Below are 15,413 nucleotides of genomic sequence, written 5' to 3' on the forward strand. Positions count from 1 at the left end.
AGGTCGGCCTGTTCCATGTCCTGCGTGGGCTCGTAGCCCTCGGCCGCGTGGAGCACGTCGGACATCTTGTCCGAGTCGTACTCGTTCATCTGGCAACCAAAGGTTTTGATAAAGACTTTTTTACTCATGATCTGCTGGCGGTTAGCGATTAGCGATTGGCCACTGGAGTCGCTGTTGTATGGATGCTTGCCGGACTCCGCCGGGAGGGCGAAATGCGGATGCGGGCCGGGGATGCCCCGGCGCGGCAAATCAGCGCTGGTAGGCGGGCAACTGGTGGTACGGCGTCTTGCCGTTGTCCACAGGCGCCTTGGAGGCGCTGTCGGTGGTGAAGTTGAACAGCGTGGCGGTGCCGCCCGGCCGCTTTTCCTTGGCCTCTTCCGCGCTGAGGATCCAGACTTCATGCACCAGGCCGGTGTTGTCGCGCACGTAGTTCACCAGCACGGGCTTGTTCAGCAGCGGAGCGGACAGCGTGAACTGGTTGTTGGCGTCGCGTATGCGCGCGCCGACCGAGAGCCGTTCCCGCTTGCCGTCCATGGAAATCACCGGTGGCGCCAGCACCACCATTTCGCCCCGGACGGCCTTGGCCGGGAACTGCCTGACGTTGGGCTTGGTTGCTTCGGTGGATGAAGTGGCCTGGACGGCCTGGCTGTTCTGGTCGGTCTGGGCCAGGGCGGGCAGGCCCAGCACGCCGGCAGAGGCGGCCAGTGCCGCGAGGAAGGGAGTCAGACGGAAGTTGCAGCGGTTCATGGTATGTGTCCAGAGGCTGTTGAATATCAAAAGGATAGCAAAGAATGGCCGGATCGCGCCAAAAAGAACCCGCAAAGGCCCAGAACACAAAGAACAAAGCCCCAGGGGAGGGGACCCTCTGGGGCTTTGAAAGCATTCTTGGTGGTCGTAGGTGGACTTGAACCACCGACATCAGCATTATGAATGCTGCGCTCTAACCAACTGAGCTATACGACCGAAACCCAAGATTATATATCACCCCCACGCTCCCCGCTACGCGTGGTTCGCTGCCCCCCGAGGGGGCCGCCCGCCTGCGGCCCGGCAAAGCCGGTTCCGCGGCTTCTGCTTGGTTTTCTGGCCTACTTTTAACGGTGAGTGAACACTGGCTTTCGTTTGTTCACGAAGGCGTCCATGCCTTCTTTCTGGTCTTCGGTGGAAAACAGTGAATGGAACAGGCGCCGCTCGAACATCACGCCGTCGCTGAGCCCGCTTTCAAACGCCCGGTTCACGGCTTCCTTGGCTGCCATGACGCTGGGCTGGCCGAAACCGCAGATCATCAGCGCGGCGCCCAGGGCTTCGTCCATCAGCTTGTCCAGCGGCACTACGCGGCTGACCAGGCCCGAACGCTCGGCCTCCTGGGCATCCATCATGCGGCCGGTCAGGGCCATGTCCATGGCCTTGGACTTGCCTACCGCGCGCGGCAGGCGTTGCGTGCCGCCGGCGCCGGGGATGATGCCCAGCTTGATCTCGGGCTGGCCGAAACGCGCGTTGTCGGCGGCGATGATGAAATCGCACATCATGGCCAGTTCGCAACCGCCGCCCAGGGCGAAGCCGCTGACGGCAGCGATCACCGGTTTGCGCACACTGCGGATCTGTTCCCAGTTGCGGCTGATGTAGTCCTTGTTGTAGACGTCGGCAAATGTATAGCTTGCCATCGCGCCTATGTCGGCGCCGGCTGCGAAGGCTTTTTCGCTGCCGGTCAGGATCATGCAGCCTATGCCGTCATCGGCGTCGAAGCCCTTGAGCGCCAGGCCCAGCTCGTCCATCAGCTGGTCGTTCAGGGCGTTGAGCTGCTTGGGCCGGTTCAGCGTGACGATGCCCACCTTGCGGCCGTCCGGGCCTTCGGTGCGGATTTCAATGGTTTCGTAGCTCATGGAAGAAGTCCTTTGGCGGGAAATACGGGAGAAGCTGGGGAAATGCCTGGGGTAATGATGCCATGAGCCGGCTCCGCCCGGCAGCGCCGCAGGTGCTAGATTCGAGGCAGGAGACACCCCCGCCATGACCGATTCCGCTTCCCTCGCCGGCACCGGCGACGCCACTGTTTTGTACGCCACGGAAGGCAGCGTGGCCCTCATCACGCTCAACCGGCCGCAGGCGCTCAACAGTTTCACCCGCCAGATGCACCGCGAGCTGTGGGCCGCGCTGGACCGGGCAGAAGCAGACGCGCAGGTTCGGGCCCTGGTGGTCACCGGCGCCGGCCGGGGATTCTGCGCCGGCGCCGACCTCTCGGAATTTGATTTTTCGCCTGGCCCCGACCTGGTCGAGCGCGCCGACCCGGGCCCGCTGATCGACCAGGCCTTCAATCCCACGGCGCGCCGTTTGCTGCAGCTGCGCATGCCCACGGTGGCTGCCGTCAACGGCGTGGCTGCGGGCGCAGGCGCCTCGCTGGCGATGAGCTGCGATATGGCGGTGGCCGCGCCCGGCGCCAGTTTTATCCAGGCCTTCAGCAAGATAGGCCTGGTGCCCGATGCCGGCAGCAGCTGGCTGCTGGTGCAAAAGCTGGGCCTGGCCCGCGCCATGGGCCTGGCACTCACGGGCGACAAATTACCCGCGGCGGAGGCAAAGGAATGGGGCCTGATCTGGGACGTGGCGGACGAGCCGGTGGCCGCCGCCATGGCCCTGGCGCAGCGGCTGGCCGCGCTGCCGACGCAGGCCCTAGTGGCGACACGGCAGCTGATGCGCGAGGGCGTGACCCGCACGCTGCACCAGCAGCTCGATGCCGAACGCGACATGCAGTCAGTCCTGGGCCGCACGCACGACTACTTTGAGGGAGTGGCTGCCTTCCTGGAAAAACGACCGGCGGCTTTCAAGGGGGAATAAGCCGTCAGGCCTGGGGGCCGAGCCAGTGGTCCATCAGCGCGGCATCCTGCACCGCCAGGCGCCAGGTGGTCAGCGCGGGCGGCATGGCGAGTTCCAGCCGCATCAGTCGTTTGTCGCGCGACACCAGGGCGATGACTTTTTTGGCGTCACCGGCGTAGTGCGTCAGGTCGTCGAGCCGGCTCATGCGCCAGCCGCCGCCCGTGCCCCGTGCCGCGGCTTTCGTGGCGGGTTCCAGTCCCAGCCATTCATCACCGGCCGCGAAGCCGGCGCGCTCGGCGACACCGCCGCGCAAGACGGTTTTGACCTGCACGCTGCCCTGGCTTTCGCCCACGCGCAGGCCCAGCCGGTGGGCCAGTTGCGCGGGCTCTTCCAGCACCGCCACACCATGGTGCTGCAGCAGCGCCTTGAGCGGCAGCTCGTCCCGGCCATGCACCCAGCGGGCGAGTTCCGCCGCGTAGGGCCTGTGCCCGGCCGCCGCGAGCTCTTCCGCGAAATCGGCCTCGCGCATGGGGCCGGCCTTACAGCGCAGCCAGAGGGCGCGCATCACGTCGTCCAGCGTGCCGGCTTTGGCGCGGCGGTGTTCCCTGGCTTCCGTGCGCAGCGTGAGGTCAAAGCACAGCGCCACCAGTGAACCCTTGGTGTAGTAGCTCACGGTGGCGTTGGGCGTGTTTTCATCCTGGCGGTAATACTTCACCCAGGCATCAAAGCTGGCCTCGGCCACCGACTGGACCAGGCGCCCCGGGGTTTGCATGACCTGGTTGATGGTCTTGTTGAGCAGCTTGAGGTAGCCGGCGTTGTCCAGCAGCCCGGCGCGGCGCAGCAGGAGGTCGTCGTAGTAGCTGGTGAAACCCTCGAAAAACCACAGCATGCGGGTGTAGTTCTCGCTGGAGTAGTCGTAACTTTCAAATTCCGCGGGGCGCAGGCGTTTGACATTCCAGGTGTGGAAATATTCGTGGCTGATCAGCCCGCGCAGGGTGGTGTAGCCCTCGGTGCAGCGGGGCTCGCCCACGCGCGGCAGGTCCTGGCGCTTGCAAATCAGCGCAGTGGAGTTGCGGTGCTCCAGCCCGCCGTAACCGTCGTCGACGGCATTGAGCATGAACAGGTAATTCTGGAAGGGTGGTTTTCTGGCGCCGTGCCAGAAGCGGATTTCGGCCTCGCAAATTTTGTGCGTATCGGCCAGCAGCCTGTCGCCGTCGAAGCCGGCCGCGGCGCCCGCCACCACCACGCGATGCGGCACGCCGCGCACCGTGAAGCTGCCGCTCCAGAAAGTGCCCATTTCCACCGGGCAATCGACGAGTTCGTCGTAGTCGGCCGCCACGTAGCTGCCGAAGCCCTGTTTGCTGGTTTCGCGCGCCGCCAAGCCGGTGGCCAGCGACCAGCCTTTGAGAGCCTTGGGCGCGGGAACCTCGAGCACATGCTCCGCCTTTTCACGGCCCTGCACCTTCAAGCACAGGCTGGTGCCGTTGAAAAACCCCCGGTGCGCATCAAGCCAGGCGGTGCGCACCGAGTTGTCGTTGGCATACACCTCGTAGCGCAGCACCAGCGGCCTGGCCGGCGAGCATTGAACCTGCCAGGTGCATTTGTCGAGTTGCTCCACGGACAGCGGCATGCCCACGGCCTGCCGGGCCTCGAGCTTTTGCAGGTTTTTGGAGAATTCCCGCACCAGGTAGCTGCCGGGAATCCAGACGGGCAGGGAAACCCGCTGCAGCGCGTCGGGCTGGGCGATGGTGAGGGTGACGCGAAAGAGATGGGCGTGAAGATCGCCGATTTCGACGCGGTAGTGGACAGGGGGGCGGGTGTTTCGTGTGGGGCCTGGCATCTTGCGCACAGAATACCCCAGGTCCGGGCCCGGCCGTTTTAGCGCTTGGCGGCGGCCAGTTGCTGTTCGACCTGCTGCGCGTTGATCGCGCCGGGGATGCGGGTGCCGTCTTCAAAAAACAGCGTGGGCGTGCCGGTGATCTTGTGTTTCTTGCCCAGGGCCAGGTTGCGGTCCAGTACCGAGGTGTCGCAGCTGCCCTTGGCGACCGCCTGGTCGCGCACCATCAGGTCAAGCCAGGCTTTGCCCTGGTCCTTGGCACACCAGATGTTTTTGGCTTTGTCGGTGGAGTCCGCGCTCAGGATGGGGAAGAGAAACATGTACACCGTGACGTCGTTGACTTTTTGCAGGTCGCGTTCGAAGCGTTTGCAATAACCGCAATTGGGGTCCTCAAACACCGCCAGCTTGCGCTTGCCGTTGCCGCGCACGACGGTGAAGGCATCCTTGACGGGCAGGGCGGAAAAGTCGATGGCGCTGAGTTTTTCCACGCGCTCTTCGGTGAGGTTGCGTTTGGCCCGCACGTCGATCAGGTTGCCCTGGATCAGGAAGTTGCCTTCGGCGTCGGTGTAAAAAATATCGCTCTCGTTGACGCGGATTTCGTAGAGGCCGTTGATGGGCGTCTTGCTGACCTCATCGATCTTGGCGAAAGCGGGCATTCTTTCCGCCAGGTTTTTGCGAATCGCGGCTTCCTGCGCGAACGCGGAACCCAGGCTGCAGGCCAGCAGGCCCAGGACGGTGACAGCTTTCAGAAATCTCATGGTTATTCCCGGTGTTTCGGCATTTTTCGGCCGGCCCATTTCACAAACTCAATTATTCACAAACCCGCGGCTTGCCGCGTCAGCCAGTTTTTCAGGAAACCGCTGCGTTCAAAGCCCTTCATACCCCAATTGCGCAAAGCCTGCCAGCGCCCGTCGGTCTGCGCGAACAGCCCGTGCAAGCCGTCGGTCACCGCGCCCATGGCCGCGACGTCGGCCTTGCGGGCCCTTTCGTAGCGGCGCAGCAGTTTTTCGTCGCCCAGCCCGCGCCAGTACTCGCGCTGCGCCAGCACACCGGCCAGGCAGGCCGCATCGGCCAGGCCCAGGTTCAGGCCCTGGCCCGCCAGCGGGTGCACCGTGTGCGCCGCATCGCCCGCCAGGGCCCAGCCCGGACCCACCCAATGGCCGGCGCCGGACAAGGCCAGCGGCCAACTCGCCCGCTCGCTGGCCAGCCGCAGGCCGCCGGTTTCCTGGCCGCACACGGCTTGCAGGGCCTTGCAAAACTCTTCAGGCGGCAGTTTCTCCAGCGCGCCGGCGCGTTCCACAGAGACTGACCATACCAGCGCCGCCAAGTTCCCCTGGGCGCCGGATAAAGGCAGGAGGGCCAGGATGTCGCCGCCCGCAAACCACTGGCGCGCCACGCCGCCGTGGGGATTTTCCAATTCCAGGCGGGCGGCAATGGCTTTCTGCGGATAAGGCTTGACCGTCCAATTGACCGGTCGCTGTTGCCCTAGCTCGTCGCGGCTGGCGCTTGCCCGGCCTTCGCAGATCACCTGGAGCGCGGCCTTGGCCGGCTCGGTCACGGTTTCAATTTGCGGCTGGTAGCGCACCGCCTGGGCCAGCTGCTGCTCCAGCGCGGGGACGTCGACGATCCAGGCCAGCGCCTCCTGGCCCACGCTGCGGGCGGTGAAATCGAGTTTGCCGCCGCCGTCGCCCCAGACCTGCATTTCGAGCACGGGTGTGGCGAAGGTCGGCTCAGGCCAGGCGCGCAGGGCCTCCAGCACGCCGCGCGATGCGCTGTTCAGCGCATAGGCGCGCACATCGGCGGCTTGCGCGCCCGCGGCTTTTTCGGGGCGGGTGACCAGCGCCACGCGCAGGCGTTCGCGCGCCAGCAGCAGGGCCAGCGTGCGGCCCACCACGCCGTCGCCGCGAATACAGACATCAAAGGTCTTGGACATGCCTCATTCTAGAAGGCAGTGCAAAATCGGCGTTTCGGGCCGGCCCTTTTTCCATGTTTTCCCGCGCTTTCCCGCATTCACAAGGATTTGACGACGTGAGCCACGCATTGAACGACATCCCCGCAGCCGCCGAAACGGCCGGCAGCTCTTTCGACCTCAACGCGGTGATCTCGCGCCTGTATGTGTATCCGGTCAAATCCTGCGCCGGCGTGCAGGTGCAGGAGGCCCTGCTGACCGAGACGGGGCTGGAATTCGACCGCGCCTGGATGGTGGTGGACGACAAGGGCTGTTTCCTCACGCAGCGCGAATTGCCGCGCATGGCGCTGATCAAGCCGCAGCTCAGGCACCACGACATGATCCTGCGCGCCCCCGGCATGCTGGCCCTGCACATCGCCCTGGACGTTCAGCGACGGTTATTCGCTGCTGGTGCTCAGCGAAGCCTCGCTGGCGCAATTCAATGAAAAACTGGCGGCCGCGGGTGCGGCCCCGGTGGGCATGGAGCGTTTTCGCCCCAACCTCGTGCTGGGCGACGCGCCGGGAGCCGAAGGCCTGGCGCCGCATGACGAGGACCGCGTCGACCTGCTGCAGATCACCACGGAGCAGGGCCCCGCGCAGCTCAAGCCGGTCAAACCCTGCCCGCGTTGCCCGATCCCCAACATCGACCCGGCCACCGCGACCAGCAGCCCTGAGGTGAATGACATGCTGCAGACCTACCGGCAGGATCCGCGCGTGAACGGCGCGCTGACCTTCGGCATGAACGCCATCGTGCTGGCCGGCGTGGACCACCAGCTCAAGGTGGGCCAGGCCGTCGGCACCAACTACCGGTTTGAATGACTTTTGACCGCCCGCAGCGGCGGCGGGGTGTGCGCCTGCACCGGCGCATGGAGTGCCTGTGGCGCCTGCGGGCCGCTGGAGAGGCCGTCCAGCGTTGATTCCGTGTCCAGGGGCATGGGGTGTGTCGACTCCGGCTCGAGAAAGCGGATGGGCCGGCGGGTGCGTGCGGCCATGCTGTGCAGCAGGTCGGCCAGGGCCGTGGAAATTTCTTCGTGGCTGCCAAGGCGCTCGCTCAGCACCACGCCCGCGACATGGAACTGCAAAACCACCTCCGGCTTGAGGCCCTTGAGCGGCATGAGCCCCGCCGCGATCAGGCGCGCCGACAGGTCCGTGACGGGTGCGCGTGACGAAACACCCTCAAGAATCAGGCCAAAACGCGCTTCATCGATACGCCCCACGGTGTTGACATCGCGCAGCAGCCGGCGCAGCTTGATGACGCTTCGCAGCAGGCTTTGCTCGGCCACCGCCGTGCCCCAGGTTTTCTTGATATAGCGGTAGTTGACCAGTTCGATGTACACCACGGCGGCGGGCTCTTTGTGGCGTTGCGCCCGGCCCACCACCTGCTTGAAGCGGTCGTGGAAAAGGTGCGCGGCGAGAAGGCCGGTGAGGGCGTCCTGGCTGGACATGGCTTGCTCGCGCGCTTCCACCGCGTGGCGCTCGTGTGAACGCGTGTTCAGCGCGACCAGCAGCAGCGGCACCTCAATGGTCAGCGCCGCCATCAGGCCGTAGTGATACAGCCACGATATGGAAAAAAGGCCGAGGATGCTGGTGACGATGAGGAGCGTGACGAGTCCCAGCGGAGAGAAAGCCGCCAGCACCCAGAAACCCACGACGTCCTGGCGGCGCCACGTCATGTAGGCCCGGCTGGTTCCCAGCGCGACAACGACAACCAGGTAAGCGCCGAGAAGTGCCACGCCCGGGCCGCGCTCCATAAAAAGATAAGCCACCGCCAGCGGCACCCCGGCCATGCCGGCCCGGTAGGCGAGCCGCTCAAACCACTTGTGGCGTGAACCGGTACCGCAGAGGTGATGCACCACCAGCAGCGCCGAGCCGCCGCCCAGAATGGCCAGGAAGCCCTGGGCCATGTTGTTCCAGGTGCTGAAACCGCCCCAGAGAAAATGCCCCGCAACACCCGTCCACGCCGCCACGACGAGGGCCATGATGACCGCGTACACGGAATACCAGCCGTAGGCCCGGTCGCGGTAGACCCAGCTCTGGACGACGCAGGCAATGATCAGCAGCACCAGCGCGCCGAACACCACGCCGATGGCCAGGTATTCCAGTTGCAGGCGCTGCGCCTGGTAGTTGCGGGTGCTGATCCGCACCGGAATGCTGACTTCCGTCTGGTGCTGTATGCGCACATAGACGTCGTGCACGCCGTTGTCCGGCAGCTTGAGTTCGAATTGCCCGTAGCGTCCGGGTTCGGGCCAGCTGGAAACCGCCACGGTGTCCCCGGCGGTCTGGGAGGTCCAGGCGCCTGCGGCCGTGCGCTGGTACACCGTCGCCAGGTCCAGCAGGGGCAGGGGAAATGCCAGCAGCCAGTCCTGGCGCGAGCCCGATGATTTGGCGACTCGGTAGTGCAGCCACAGCGCCGCGCGCGGACCGAGTGAATAAATGGTGTCGGCCGCAACGGGCGTGAAGGCCGGGCCGCCCTTGCCGGCCACTACCTGCTCAATGCCGGCCTGGCCTTCCGTGTCTATCCAGCTGTGGGCGCCGGCCTGCGCGTCCGTGACGGGATTGGCGTCGTTCAGCGCGAGGACCGGCTGGGTCTGCGCCGGCCCGGCCTGCAACAGCAAAGACCCGCCCAGCAAAAGGGTGGCGAATACCTGCCGCAAAGTCTCCCAACCCCGGCCGGGCGCGCATCGAATACACTTCTCAGCCTGTTTTTGAAGGTTTCTCATGAGTTTGAAGTGCGGCATTGTAGGCTTGCCTAACGTCGGAAAATCCACCCTTTTTAATGCGCTGACCAAAGCGGGGATCGCGGCCGAGAACTACCCCTTTTGCACGATTGAGCCGAATGTCGGCATCGTTGAAGTGCCCGATCCGAGGTTGGCCCAATTGGCGGAGATCGTCAAGCCCGAACGCATTGTTCCGGCCATCGTCGAGTTTGTGGACATCGCCGGCCTGGTGGCGGGCGCCAGCACGGGCGAAGGCCTGGGCAACAAATTCCTCGCCCACATCCGCGAAACCGACGCCACGATCAACGTGGTGCGTTGTTTTGAAGACGACAACGTGATCCACGTCGCCGGCAAGGTGGATCCGATCTCCGACATCGAGGTGATCCAGACCGAACTTTGCCTGGCCGACCTGGCCGCCGTCGAAAAAGCCCTGCACCGCGTGACCAAGACGGCGCGCTCGGGCGACAAGGAATCGGCCAAGCTGGTCGTCATCCTCGAGAAATGCCAGGCCGCCCTCAACGAGGGCAAGCCGGTGCGCACCCTGGAGTTCAGCAAGGAAGAGCTGCCGCTGCTGACGCAGTTTTTCCTGATCACCGCCAAGCCCGCCATGTTCGTGGCCAACGTGGCTGAAGACGGCTTCGACAACAACCCGCTGCTGGACCGCCTGAAAGCCTACGCCGACGCCCAGAAGGCGCCGGTGGTCGCGATCTGCGCCAAGATGGAGGCCGAGATGGCCGACATGGAAGAGGAAGACAAGWAGATGTTCCTCCCGGGGCTGAACCGCCTGATCCTGGCGGCCTACAAGCTGCTGGGCTTGCAGACCTATTTCACCGCGGGCGTCAAGGAAGTGCGCGCCTGGACCATCCATGTGGGCGACACCGGCCCGCAGGCGGCCGGCGTGATCCACACCGACTTCGAAAAAGGCTACATCCGCGCCCAGACCATCGCCTTCGCCGACTACATCAGCTACAAGGGTGAGCAGGGCGCCAAGGATGCCGGCAAGATGCGCAGCGAAGGCAAGGAATACGTCGTCAAGGATGGCGACGTGATGAACTTCCTGTTCAGCAGCTGAGTTACGGCGCACCCCGGCTCGTCCCGGGCTTCCCGGGTCAGGCCCGCGCACCATGGGCTGCGACTGTTTGAGATCTCGTCCCCGTTAACACACACACGTTTTGAAAGRGAACACCATGTCCATCCAGCGCATCGAAACCGGCCCACGCATGTCCCAGGCCGTCGTCCACAACAAAACCGTTTACCTGGCAGGCCAGGTGGCCGACGATGACGCCGGCGCCGGCGTGTACGAAGAGACCCGCAGCATCCTGGCCAATATCGACCGTTTGCTGGCCGCCGCCGGCAGCGACAAGTCGCGCCTGCTGAGCGCCACCATCTGGCTGACCGATATGGACAGCTTTGCCGACATGAACCGCGCCTGGGAAGCCTGGGTGGTGCCCGGCGCCACGCCGGCGCGTGCCACGGTCATGAGCCCGCGCCTGGCGGCTGCCAAGTACCACGTGGAAATCGGCGTGGTGGCGGCGCAGGGCTGATCGCTCCTTAACGCCGGCCCGCCGCGATGACAGAACCCGTTCGCCTCGCCAAGCGCCTGGCCGAAATGCTGTCCTGCTCGCGCCGCGAGGCCGAGCAATACATCGAGGGCGGCTGGGTCAGCGTCGACGGCGTGGTGATTGAAGAGCCGCAGTTCCGCGTGCTCGACCAGGCCATCACCGTCGACAAGGATGCCAGCCTGCTGGCGCTGGTGCCGGTGACTTTGCTGCTGCACAAGCCCGCGGGTTATGAGGCCGGACCGGACGGTCGGGCGGCCTCCCTGGCCCCCTTGCTGTCGGCCGCCACGCGCTCACCCGGCGACAGCTCCGGCATACGCCCGCTCAAAAAACATTTCTCGTCCGTGGAACTGGTGACGCCGCTGGCCACGCCGGCCAGCGGCCTGGTGGTGCTGACACAGGACTGGCGCGTGACGCGCAAGCTGCGTGAAGATGCGCGTGTGATGGAGCATGAGGTCGTCGTCGACGTCAGCGGCGACATCAAGCCCGGCGGGCTGGAGCGGCTCAACCGCGTGGACCACGGCTTCACCTTCAAGGGCGTGTTGCTGCCGCCGGCCAAGGTCAGCTGGCAAAGCGAAACGCGTTTGCGTTTTGCCCTTAAGGGCGAAGTGCCGGGGCAGATCGCCTATATGTGCGAGAGCGTGGGCCTCACGGTGCAAGGCATGAAGCGGTTGCGCATAGGCCGCGTTGCGATGAGCCAGTTGCAGCCCGGCCAGTGGCGTTACCTGCTGCCGCACGAACGCTTCTGATCCTTCTGGTTTTCTAGCCGGTCACGACGCCGGGAAATGCCCAGATCAGGCTGCCCGTCATCAAAAAATAACGCGCGAATTTGCCGACCGCCATGTAGGCCAGGCAGGGCCAGAACGGGAACTTGAGCCAGCCCGCCACCGCGCACAGCGGGTCGCCCACCACCGGCAGCCAGGCCAGCAGGCAGGCTTTGGGCCCCAGCTTTTCCAGCCAGCGCACAGCACGGCCGTGGTGTGAAGAATGCTGGTACTTGTCCACTACCTTGTGGGCGCCGTAGCCCATCCACCAGTCGAGCGCGCCGCCCAGCGTGTTGCCCGCGGTGGCGACCAGCACGGCCGGCCAGAACATCGCCGGGTTGAGTTTGACCAGGCCGAAGACCACGGGCTCAGACCCCAGCGGCAGCAAGGTAGCCGAAATGAAAGACACCACGAACACCGTGCTCAGGCCGTATTCGGGCAAGGCCAAAAGTTCTATCAGGCGGTGAATCCAGGCTTCCATATATGCATTCGAGTATAGGCAGGACGGGCCGCCGGACTTGTCAGCAAGATGCTTACAAGTCCGTGTGCGGATTTCAATTGCTGAAATTTTGGGCAGGTACAATCGTGCCTCCTTTTTCAGCAAGCCCCAGTCACCCTTCCCATGAACATCGGCCCCTACGCTCTGGCAAACAATCTGTTTGTCGCGCCCATGGCCGGCGTGACGGATCGGCCGTTCCGCCAGCTCAGCAAAAAGCTGGGCGCGGGATACGCTGTCAGCGAGATGGTGACTTCGCGCAAGGACCTGTGGGACAGCCTGAAGACTTCGCGCCGCGCCAACCATGAAGGCGAGGCCGCGCCCATCGCCGTGCAGATCGCCGGCACCGACGCGCAGATGATGGCCGAGGCTGCGGCCTACAACATAGACCGCGGCGCGCAGATCATCGATATCAACATGGGCTGCCCCGCCAAGAAGGTCTGCAACAAATGGGCCGGCTCGGCATTGATGCAGGATGAAACCCTGGCGCTGCAGATCGTGGAGGCCGTGGTCGCCGCATGCGCGCCGCGCAATGTCCCCGTCACGCTCAAGATGCGCACCGGCTGGTGCCAGGCCGAAAAGAACGCGCTGGCGATCGCACGCGCCGCCGAAAGCGCCGGCGTGCAGATGGTCACCGTGCACGGCCGCACGCGCGAGCAGGGCTACAAAGGCGCCGCCGAATACGACACCATCGCCGCCGTCAAGGCCGCCCTGCGCATTCCGGTGGTGGCCAACGGCGACATCGGCAGCCCCGAGAAAGCCCGCGACGTGCTGGCTTACACCGGCGCCGACGCCGTGATGATCGGCCGCGCGGCCCAGGGCCGGCCCTGGATTTTCCGCGAGGTGGCGCATTTCCTGGCCACAGGCACGCATCTTGCGCCGCCTCTGGTGGCCGAGGTCGAGCGCCTGCTGGTCGACCACTTGCGCGACCATTACGACTTGTACGGTGAGTTCACCGGTGTGCGCACGGCGCGCAAGCACATCGGCTGGTATGTGAAGACCTTGCCCGGCGGCGAGGCCTTTCGCGCGCGGATGAACCTGCTGGAAGACTGCGAAGCGCAACTGCGCGCGGTCAGTGGTTTTTTTGAGGGGCTGGGCGAGCACATGGACCGGATTCCGGCCAGTGCCGGCGAAGACGAAGAGGGCGTGCCGGGGCAGGCACGGGCGAACAAAGATAAAAATCAGGAAAATCAGGAAGAAGCTGCTGCATGAGCAAAAAACACATCGAAGAGTGCGTACGCACCAGCCTGGAAGGCTATTTCAAGGACCTGCGCGGCACCGAGCCCGACGGCATGTATGACATGATGGTCAAGGTGGTCGAAAAGCCGCTGCTGGAGGTCGTCATGCAACATGCCGAGCAGAACCAGTCGCGCGCCGCCGAATGGCTAGGCCTGAACCGCAACACCCTGCGCAAGAAGCTGGTCGAGCACAAGCTCATCAAATAACAATTCCCCGTCCGGCCTTCCGGCATCCATCGGACTTTTGAACCGGCTCCCTTGTGGGCTTTTGAGAACACCACCATGAACGCACTGATTTCCGTTTCCGACAAAACCGGCATCCTCGAATTCGCGCAGGCGCTGCACGCGCTGGGCATCAAGCTGCTGTCCACCGGCGGCACGGCCAAGCTGCTGGCCGACGCCGGCCTGCCGGTGACCGAGGTCGCCGACCACACCGGCTTTCCTGAAATGCTGGATGGCCGCGTCAAGACGCTGCACCCCAAGATCCACGGCGGCCTGCTGGCCCGGCGCGACCTGCCCGAGCACATGGCGGCGCTGAAAGCCCACGGCATAGACACCATAGACCTGCTGGTGGTCAATCTCTACCCCTTTGAATCCACCGTCGCCAAGCCTGGCTGCACGCTGGAAGACGCGATCGAGAACATCGACATCGGCGGCCCGGCCATGGTGCGCTCCGCCGCCAAGAACTGGAAGGACGTCGGCGTGCTGACCGACGCCTCGCAATACGCGGGCGTGCTCGATGAACTGAAAGCCGGTGGCAAGCTCAGTGACAAGACCAAGTTCGCCCTGTCGGTGGCCGCGTTCAACCGCATCAGCCAGTACGACGGCGCCATCAGCGATTACCTCTCCGGCCTCCAGGCCGACGGTAGCCACGGCATGTTCCCCGGCCAGGCCAACGGCCGCTTCGTCAAGGTGCAGGACCTGCGCTACGGCGAAAACTCGCACCAGCAGGCCGCGCTGTACCGCGACCTGTACCCCGCGCCCGGCTCGCTGGTGACGGCCAAGCAGCTGCAGGGCAAGGAACTCTCGTACAACAACATCGCCGACGCCGACGCCGCCTGGGAATGCGTCAAGAGCTTCGACCTGATCAAGGACGGCGCGGCCTGCGTGATCGTCAAGCACGCCAACCCCTGCGGCGTGGCTGTCGGCAAGGACGGCCTGGAGGCTTACGGCAAAGCCTTCAAGACCGACCCGACCTCGGCCTTCGGCGGCATCATCGCCCTGAACTGCCCGCTCGACGAACGCGCGGCGCAGCAAATCTCAAAACAGTTTGTCGAGGTGCTGATGGCGCCGGCCTTCACGCCCGAGGCGCTGGAAGTCTTCAAGAGCAAGGTCAATGTGCGCATCCTGCAGATCGACCTGCCGCCCGGCGGTGACACCGCCTGGACACAGGGGCGCAACCTGATGGACGTCAAGCGCGTGGGCTCGGGCCTGCTGATGCAGACCGCCGACAACCACGAGCTGGCCATCGGCGACCTCAAAGTCGTCAGCAAGCTGCAGCCCACGCAGGAGCAGCTGCACGACATGCTGTTTGCCTGGAAGGTCGCGAAATACGTCAAGTCCAACGCCATCGTGTTCTGCGCCGACGGCATGACGCTGGGCGTGGGTGCCGGCCAGATGAGCCGCATCGACTCCGCCCGCATCGCCTCCATCAAGGCCGCCAACGGCGGCTTGACCCTGCAAGGCTCGGCGGTCGCAAGCGACGCTTTTTTCCCCTTCCGCGACGGCCTCGATGTGGTGGTGGACGCCGGCGCGACCTGCGTGATTCAGCCTGGCGGGAGTATGCGGGATGATGAGGTGATTGCTGCTGCTGATGAGCGGGAAGTGGTGATGGTGTTGACTGGAGTTCGGCACTTCCGGCACTAGGGTCTTCTTCCGCCGGGTCTTGCTCCGGCGGGCGCGCTCGCTTCCGAGACCTGCTGGCCGGGGGTTGCCCGGCGGCAACTTACTTTTCTTTTGCTTCGCCAAAAGAAAAGTAAGCAAAAGAAAAGGCGACCCTGGTTGCTGCGTCCCTCCGCTGCGCTACGGGCAACCTGCGGTGCTCGGTCC

15 protein-coding genes, 1 tRNA gene and 1 pseudogene are annotated in these 15,413 nt (G+C 64.8%); 8 read left to right on the forward strand and 9 right to left on the reverse strand.

Features of this window, described 5'->3' with window-relative positions; translation table 11 throughout:
• The 4 genes from AC1D0P_RS19050 to AC1D0P_RS19065 all read right to left on the reverse strand — a co-directional run.
• Window positions 1-128, reverse strand: a 128-nt coding sequence (locus AC1D0P_RS19050) for a hypothetical protein (RefSeq protein WP_477678202.1), incomplete at its 3' end; no start/stop codon positions are given.
• Window positions 129-249: 121 nt separating this feature from the next.
• Window positions 250-747, reverse strand: a complete 498-nt coding sequence (locus tag AC1D0P_RS19055; RefSeq protein ID WP_477678190.1) for a hypothetical protein — start codon at window positions 745-747, stop codon at window positions 250-252.
• A gap of 139 nt (window positions 748-886) precedes the next feature.
• A tRNA-Met gene (locus AC1D0P_RS19060) sits at window positions 887-963 on the reverse strand.
• A gap of 128 nt (window positions 964-1,091) precedes the next feature.
• A complete protein-coding gene (locus AC1D0P_RS19065) occupies window positions 1,092-1,880 on the reverse strand; it encodes an enoyl-CoA hydratase (RefSeq protein WP_477678191.1) in 789 nt (262 codons plus the stop codon).
• A 124-nt stretch (window positions 1,881-2,004) separates the two neighbouring features.
• Here AC1D0P_RS19065 and AC1D0P_RS19070 point away from each other — a divergent pair, with 124 nt between their 5' ends.
• Complete coding sequence (locus tag AC1D0P_RS19070) at window positions 2,005-2,826, forward strand: enoyl-CoA hydratase-related protein (RefSeq protein WP_477678192.1); 822 nt, start codon at window positions 2,005-2,007, stop codon at window positions 2,824-2,826.
• Between the two features lie 4 nt (window positions 2,827-2,830).
• On the opposite strand, the gene AC1D0P_RS19075 is transcribed toward AC1D0P_RS19070, so the two are convergent.
• Genes AC1D0P_RS19075 through AC1D0P_RS19085 form a run of 3 tightly spaced genes read right to left on the reverse strand, consistent with a single transcriptional unit; the run spans window position 2,831 to window position 6,575 of the window.
• Complete coding sequence (locus AC1D0P_RS19075) at window positions 2,831-4,645, reverse strand: M61 family metallopeptidase (protein WP_477678203.1); 1,815 nt, start codon at window positions 4,643-4,645, stop codon at window positions 2,831-2,833.
• A gap of 38 nt (window positions 4,646-4,683) precedes the next feature.
• Window positions 4,684-5,400, reverse strand: a complete 717-nt coding sequence (locus AC1D0P_RS19080; protein ID WP_477678193.1) for a DsbC family protein — start codon at window positions 5,398-5,400, stop codon at window positions 4,684-4,686.
• A gap of 56 nt (window positions 5,401-5,456) precedes the next feature.
• Entirely contained in the window at window positions 5,457-6,575 is a 1,119-nt protein-coding gene (locus AC1D0P_RS19085; protein WP_477678194.1) for an FAD-dependent monooxygenase, read from the reverse strand.
• A 95-nt stretch (window positions 6,576-6,670) separates the two neighbouring features.
• Here AC1D0P_RS19085 and AC1D0P_RS19090 point away from each other — a divergent pair.
• A pseudogene (locus tag AC1D0P_RS19090) lies at window positions 6,671-7,409 on the forward strand (MOSC domain-containing protein).
• On the opposite strand, the gene AC1D0P_RS19095 reads toward AC1D0P_RS19090, so the two are convergent.
• Window positions 7,394-9,220, reverse strand: a complete 1,827-nt coding sequence (locus AC1D0P_RS19095; protein ID WP_477678195.1) for a sensor domain-containing diguanylate cyclase — start codon at window positions 9,218-9,220, stop codon at window positions 7,394-7,396. The pseudogene AC1D0P_RS19090 and the gene AC1D0P_RS19095 sit on opposite strands and share 16 nt — an antisense overlap.
• Window positions 9,221-9,308: 88 nt before the next feature.
• Between AC1D0P_RS19095 and ychF the strand changes: the two genes are divergently transcribed.
• The 3 genes from ychF to AC1D0P_RS19110 all read left to right on the forward strand — a co-directional run bounded on the left by ychF (window position 9,309) and on the right by AC1D0P_RS19110 (window position 11,615).
• Window positions 9,309-10,379: a redox-regulated ATPase YchF gene (gene ychF, locus AC1D0P_RS19100; RefSeq protein ID WP_477678196.1), complete on the forward strand. Its 1,071-nt coding sequence runs from the start codon at window positions 9,309-9,311 to the stop codon at window positions 10,377-10,379.
• 115 nt (window positions 10,380-10,494) lie between these two features.
• Complete coding sequence (locus tag AC1D0P_RS19105; protein WP_477678197.1) at window positions 10,495-10,851, forward strand: RidA family protein; 357 nt, start codon at window positions 10,495-10,497, stop codon at window positions 10,849-10,851.
• A gap of 26 nt (window positions 10,852-10,877) precedes the next feature.
• Window positions 10,878-11,615, forward strand: a complete 738-nt coding sequence (locus AC1D0P_RS19110; RefSeq protein WP_477678198.1) for an rRNA pseudouridine synthase — start codon at window positions 10,878-10,880, stop codon at window positions 11,613-11,615.
• Window positions 11,616-11,628: 13 nt separating this feature from the next.
• Here the strand turns inward: AC1D0P_RS19110 and AC1D0P_RS19115 are convergent, their stop codons facing one another.
• On the reverse strand, window positions 11,629-12,111 hold the full coding sequence (locus AC1D0P_RS19115; protein ID WP_477678199.1) for a YqaA family protein: 483 nt from the start codon (window positions 12,109-12,111) through the stop codon (window positions 11,629-11,631).
• 141 nt (window positions 12,112-12,252) lie between these two features.
• Here AC1D0P_RS19115 and dusB point away from each other — a divergent pair, with 141 nt between their 5' ends.
• From dusB to purH, 3 genes are all read left to right on the forward strand, one after another.
• Complete coding sequence (dusB, locus tag AC1D0P_RS19120) at window positions 12,253-13,338, forward strand: tRNA dihydrouridine synthase DusB (protein WP_477678200.1); 1,086 nt, start codon at window positions 12,253-12,255, stop codon at window positions 13,336-13,338.
• Complete coding sequence (locus AC1D0P_RS19125; RefSeq protein ID WP_007864972.1) at window positions 13,335-13,571, forward strand: Fis family transcriptional regulator; 237 nt, start codon at window positions 13,335-13,337, stop codon at window positions 13,569-13,571. The genes dusB and AC1D0P_RS19125 overlap by 4 nt, the downstream gene beginning before the upstream one ends.
• Before the next feature lie 75 nt (window positions 13,572-13,646).
• Window positions 13,647-15,230: a bifunctional phosphoribosylaminoimidazolecarboxamide formyltransferase/IMP cyclohydrolase gene (purH, locus tag AC1D0P_RS19130; RefSeq protein ID WP_477678201.1), complete on the forward strand. Its 1,584-nt coding sequence runs from the start codon at window positions 13,647-13,649 to the stop codon at window positions 15,228-15,230.
• The last annotated feature ends 183 nt before the right edge of the window (window positions 15,231-15,413 follow it).

Source organism: Polaromonas sp. P1_G2 (assembly GCF_056405515.1).